We start from the raw sequence: 5855 nt of genomic DNA on the forward strand, positions 1-5855 counted from the left end.
CAGACCACACTTCAGGTGAAGCTTTGACATTTAATGATGCTCAAGCAGACCAAAGTTTGAACAACTTCGATAAAGTTTCAGTCAGTGATCCAGATAACTTAACAGACAGTGAAAAGAACCAAGTAGCTGAAAACATCAGGAAGGCAAATAGCGACAAGCACATTTCTGATGTAGAAGTTAAGGACAATGGTCAAACAATTGTGACCTTCGAAGATGGAACACAAAAGGAATTGGATAGAAGTGAAACCATCACCTACCCAGACCACACTTCAGGTGAAGCCTTAACCTTTGATGATGCTCAAGCAGACCAAAGTTTAAATGCATTCGACAAAGTAAAAGTTCAAGACCCAGATAAGTTAACAGATAGCGAAAAGAACCAAGTAGCTGAAAATATCAAGAATGCTAATAGCGACAAGCATATTGCCGATGTAGAAGTTAAGGATAATGGTCGAACAATTGTGACATTCGAAGATGGAACTCAAAAGGAATTAGATAGAAGTGAAACAATCACGTATCCAGACCATACTTCAGGAGAAGCTTTAAGATTCGATGATACCCAAGCAGAACAAAGTTTAAATGTATTTGACAAGGTAGAAGTTTCGGACCCAGATAAGTTAACAGACTGCGAAAAGAATCAAGTAGCTGAAAATATCAAGAAATCAAATAGCGATAAGCACATTTCTGATGTCGAAGTTAAGGATAATGGTAGAACAATCATTACCTTTGAAGATGGAACACAAAAGGAACTCATACCTGCCCAAACTATTGTTGAAAAGCCTACTGAAACTCCAGTTACTTCTGCTTCAGTTAATAAAGATAATTTGAAGAAAGAAATGGCTAAGAAAGATCAAATTCACACTTCAGTAGCTTATACAAATGGTAGTGCTGTCAACAAGAAGGCATACGATGAAACATTAGCTAAAGCAGAAGCAGTTTTAGCTGATGAAAATGCAAGCCAAGAGGATGTAGATGCAGCATTAGCAGGATTAATATCTGCGAGTCAAAAGCTTGATGGAAAAGAATCTGTACCAACATCGACTGAAAAAGACGACACTTCTAATGAAACTAGCAAGTCTAATAACCTATCTAAGTTGTCTGTAACGACAACTTCTAAGGTAACTTCAAGTAAGAAGGCACTAGGCAAGAAGTTAGGGACTAATGTAGATAAGTTACCACAAACAGGTTCTCGTGAATCTGAAGTAAGTGTAATCGGATTAGGTCTTTTAACTTTAGCATTAGCTGTTTTAGGTTTCAAAAAGAAGAAGGATGAACAATAGTGAAGTTGACTAAGTAACTCTCCCCCCGGGTTAACTTAAGCAATTAACGAAGAACAAACAAGAGTATTTCTTGTTTGTTCTTTTTTGTAATGGTAAGAGATATGATTTGTGTAAGTAAGTTAAACTCTGGCATAATGCTAATAAAAAGGGATTCAACAATTGGAATATATTACTTGTATTTTAATTTCAACTTAAATTTAGAAAGATTTATAAGGGGTTATTATAAATTCATGAGTAAAGAAAAAGACTCATTTAATGGTTGCTGATCGCCAGCAGTATTTTTCATTGTGTAAAATTAGTGTGGCTTAGCTTCAGTGGTTTTAGGAACAAGTTTATATTTAGGTATGAGTGCCAGTTATTCTCATGTTTATGCGGCTAATATCAAATAAATAGTAATTTATATTATGATGAATTAGATGATGCATTGACAGTGGCTAACTATTTGAAAGAAACTTACAAGTTTTATAATGCAGAAGATGCAAAGCAGAAACTTTATTAAACCTACTTACAAAAGCTGAAGCAATTCTGACAGGTAGTGAAAAAGATACAACCAGCCAAGCCGGTATTGATGAAGTGACTAGTCAATTAGAACTTGCAACTCGGTCATTAGATAGAACAATAACAAATAAAAAGACTTTAGAAGATAATATTCTTATTGCAGAAGAAGCTCAAGATTTAGATAAATATTTAAATGCTAGTGAACAAATAAAAAATAACTTTGATAAAGCATTAAAGGATGCGGTAGTCCAAAGAGATAATTCAGATGCGAGTCAAGTGAATGTAGATCAAGTTAGTCAGGCTCTAAATCAAGCCATTGAAAGTCTTGATGGTCAAGCAACTGATAAATAATCTCTACAAGAGCTGGTAACTACTATCGAAGCTTTTGAAACATTGGGAGATGTATATGATGCTGCAAGTGAAAGTGAACGCAACCAACTTAATGAAGCTTTGCAGCACGCAACCCAAACATTAGATGAGAGCACATCTCAAGCGGAAGTAAATCAAAGTGAGAAGGAATTAGAAACGGCATTTTGGACATTTGGAGAGAATAATTATGGGTCAGCTTCAAATTCAGAACCAAAAATTACTGATTCGAAAGCAGAAACTGTAAAACAAGATGAAAAGAAAATAATACCTGAATCTGAACTAACTCAATCCATAAGTCAGTTGTCGAAAGTGAAAGAAATATCTAAACCAAAAGTTGAAAAAGAAGCTCTGAATGATAAAATGAAGATTCAGAAGAAGCAGGTGATTTCTGAAGGTAAAGTAAACAGTAAGCTTCATCTAACCTTTAAGTTTAGTAGGATTGCTGACTATGCTTATAGCAATGGTAGGCTCAAAGAAAACAATAAAACTAAAAGACAAGCATGTTATTGCTTGTCTTTTTACTTTGGAACATTATTGAATGGGAGGTTTATTAAAAAATAATAGATATTTTTATTCTTTACCATTTCTTAATATTTAGAAAATAGAATCGAATAAATCGTTGATATATAAATACTTTACCCATTTTTAAATCTGTATAAATAAAAAATATAAAATAACGTCTCTTTATTGATTTTTTGTAAATGATATAGATAATCAATGTAAATGATATAGATAATCAATGTAAATGTTTAGTAAATCAATGTTTTTTAAAGATCAAATCAAAAAAATAAAATAACTAAAATTGGGGGGGGATAGGAGCTACCTGTTTACAATAAAATCTTAATTTTTGACTATTTGACGGTACTCGGATAGACTATTGAAAGATTAAAATTAATAACTTGATGTAGAGCCGTATTTAGTTGAAATGTAGTACTAAGTGGGCTTTTTGTATGTTTATGTGTATTAATTAATATTTTTATATCGGGGGTTTGAAATGCTTTCTAAGAACAATAAAAAGCAATACGATTTAAAGCACGCTAATGGGCGTCAACACTTCTCATTAAGAAAGACTACATTGGGGTTAGCTTCAGTGTTACTTTCAACAACTTTGTATTTAGGTGGAAATAGTGGACAATTAGTACATGCTGCAGAAGATACTAATTCAACTACTGTAAGTTCAAATGCTGATGCAATTTCAACAGAAGAAGCAAAAACTACTTCTGTTGATAAGTCTGCTCTACAGAATGCTTATGACAATGCACTTAATGTTCAAAAATCAGATGTTAAATACACTAACGAAACTGACTCTACTAAAAAGAGTGCATATGATAGTGCAGTTGCTAATGCAAAATCTGTTTTAGACAATGCTTCAGCAACTAGTGAAGATGTAACTAATGCAGTTAATGAGTTGAATACTGCATACAATTCATTAACTGGCGTTGCGAATACAACTACCACAGCTAATGATACGACTAAAACTGGCGCTGGTTTGTATAGTGATGAAGATAAGGCAAAAGAACAAGCAAGTAATTTAACTACTGAATCTAGTACTATCTCTAGAAAGTTATTTACTGACTTTTTGAAGAAATATAATGTAACAAATGGTGATCGTTACCAAGTAGATCCTAAAGATAGTGGTGTATTTTCATCAGGTAATATTGACAAGTGGCATCATGCTGTAAATACAAATGATAGTACGTATTATAATGCATCAGCAACAGGTAATATTACAATTACTCAAGCAGATTATAATCAAAATGATAATACAATCACATGGACAGTTACTTTTAACCCTAATAATGGGGTTAGTTACAGTGGCTCTGGTTCACCTGCCGGAACTGGAGCTGGTGGGTCTGGTAGTGGGTCCTTTTCAACTGCGACTTCAGTTTATGCAATTTCTATTAGTAAAGATTTAGCTGTTCAATCAATTAAATATGGTTGGAATACTTTAACTGATGCAACTGAAAATTATAATAAGTCTCAAGCTAGTCAATCTGCAGTTGCTATTACAAGTTCAGAAACTAATAATGCTGCTAATGAAATGACTGTTACTAGTGGTGAAACTACAGCATATAATAGTTTTAAAAAAGCATTAGTATCTGGTCCACTTTTTAACTATATTAGTAATGGAGATATTGGAACTAACATTACATTTGATCCATATCAAAATGGAAAAACTGCTAATAGTAAAAAGAACTCAGTTGGTTTCACTGTTCAAATTACTACTAGTGTTGATACTAATAACTTGGGAGCTTTTACTGGTTTGGTAGCTGGCGAAAGTTATATCACTCCATATCTATATTCACAAATGGGGGATAATGCATTTAAGACCCCACGTGTATTAGGTGTTTACCGTGCAGCAAACATTACAGTTACTAACAAAGGTACTGAAGGAATCACTTCAGAAGCAATTCCAGTTAAAGTTACTTATAACGGTAGTGAAACTGTTCCTTCTGATGTAACTTCAATTACTTATACAATTAACAAAAATGCAGACAATTTAAAGAAGGTAAATGCTTCTAAATATGCAAATGCAACTAATGACTCAATCCAAGTTACAACAAATGATTGGAACAAAGGATACTACGATACAGAATCCGTAAGTTATCCATATTACTATGATACAAACACCTTAAAAGATGATTTGTTAAATAGTAATGCTTTAAGTCTTTCAAACATTTCTGTAAATGGTAGCTCAAGTAAGATTTACAACACAAGTACTTCAATTCAAAATGGTGCACTTGTAATCAATATTACTGCTTGGGATCAACCTGCCACTGGTAAAGAAATCACAGTTGAAAAGGGTACTACTTTAACTCCTGATTTAGTAGCAGAAAAATCAATTTCAAACTATAAGCAATTAAAGGCAGAAGGTTATACTTTTAGCTTTAATAATGATGTTGATACTTCAAAAGAAGGTACAGGAAATTATGGGTTATTAATTAAATACCCAGACTATACTGAAGCTAATAAACATAATTCAGTTCAAAGTATTACTGTTCATGTAACTGATTCTAACTTGGACAATGCTAAGAAGGCTGCCAATGACGCAATTGATAAGTTAAACAACTTAAACGATGCGCAAAAAGCAATAGCTAAAGCAGCAGTAAAAGCTGCAACTACAGTAGATGCAGTGACTGCAGCTCAAACCAACGCAACTACAACTGATACTAATATGGGTAACTTGTCAAATGATGACAACTACAAGAGCGCCGAAAGTATCAAGCAAGGTTCTAATTACAAAAATGCCGATACTGACTTAAAGAAGGCTTATGATGATGCAGTAAATGAAGCAAAAGCATTGTTAGATAAGTCAACAGGAACTTCAACTGGCGATGTATCAAAGGACCCTGTAGCTGTGGAAGCAGCAAAGAAGAAAGTTGATGAGGCATTAGCAGCATTAAACGGTGATAGCAATTTAGCTAAAGCCAAGGAAGAAGCTAAGAAAGCTATCAATCAAATGGGCGACTTAAGCGATGCTGATAAGGAAGCAGCAAAGGCAAATGTTGATAAGGCCACAGAAATTTCAAATGTTAATACTGCAAAATCAGATGCTCAAGACTTGAACGATGCCAAGAAGGCAGCTAAAGAAGCCATTGAACAAATGAGTGACTTAAGCGATGCCGATAAGACAGCAGCTAAGTCAAACGTAGATAACGCAACAAATATTGCAGGTGTAAATACAGCTAAGCAAGATGCTCAAGACTTGAA

4 protein-coding genes are annotated in these 5855 nt (G+C 33.8%); all 4 read left to right on the forward strand.

What is annotated here, in order from left to right; translation table 11 throughout:
* A partial coding sequence (locus ETI37_RS07535) for an LPXTG cell wall anchor domain-containing protein (protein ID WP_221931190.1) occupies positions 1-1277 on the forward strand: 1277 nt, incomplete at its 5' end.
* 573 nt (positions 1278-1850) lie between these two features.
* The gene (locus tag ETI37_RS07540) at positions 1851-2126 is read left to right on the forward strand and encodes a hypothetical protein (RefSeq protein WP_006586504.1); all 276 of its coding nucleotides are present in this window, start codon (positions 1851-1853) and stop codon (positions 2124-2126) included.
* Between the two features lie 42 nt (positions 2127-2168).
* Positions 2169-2705, forward strand: coding sequence for a hypothetical protein (locus ETI37_RS07545; protein ID WP_006586505.1), 537 nt, complete (start codon positions 2169-2171; stop codon positions 2703-2705).
* 433 nt (positions 2706-3138) lie between these two features.
* The coding region (locus tag ETI37_RS07930; RefSeq protein WP_244285225.1) for a Rib/alpha-like domain-containing protein at positions 3139-5855 on the forward strand (2717 nt) is incomplete at its 3' end.

This window comes from Lactobacillus mulieris (assembly GCF_007095465.1).
GTDB classification, from domain to species: Bacteria; Bacillota; Bacilli; order Lactobacillales; family Lactobacillaceae; genus Lactobacillus; species Lactobacillus mulieris.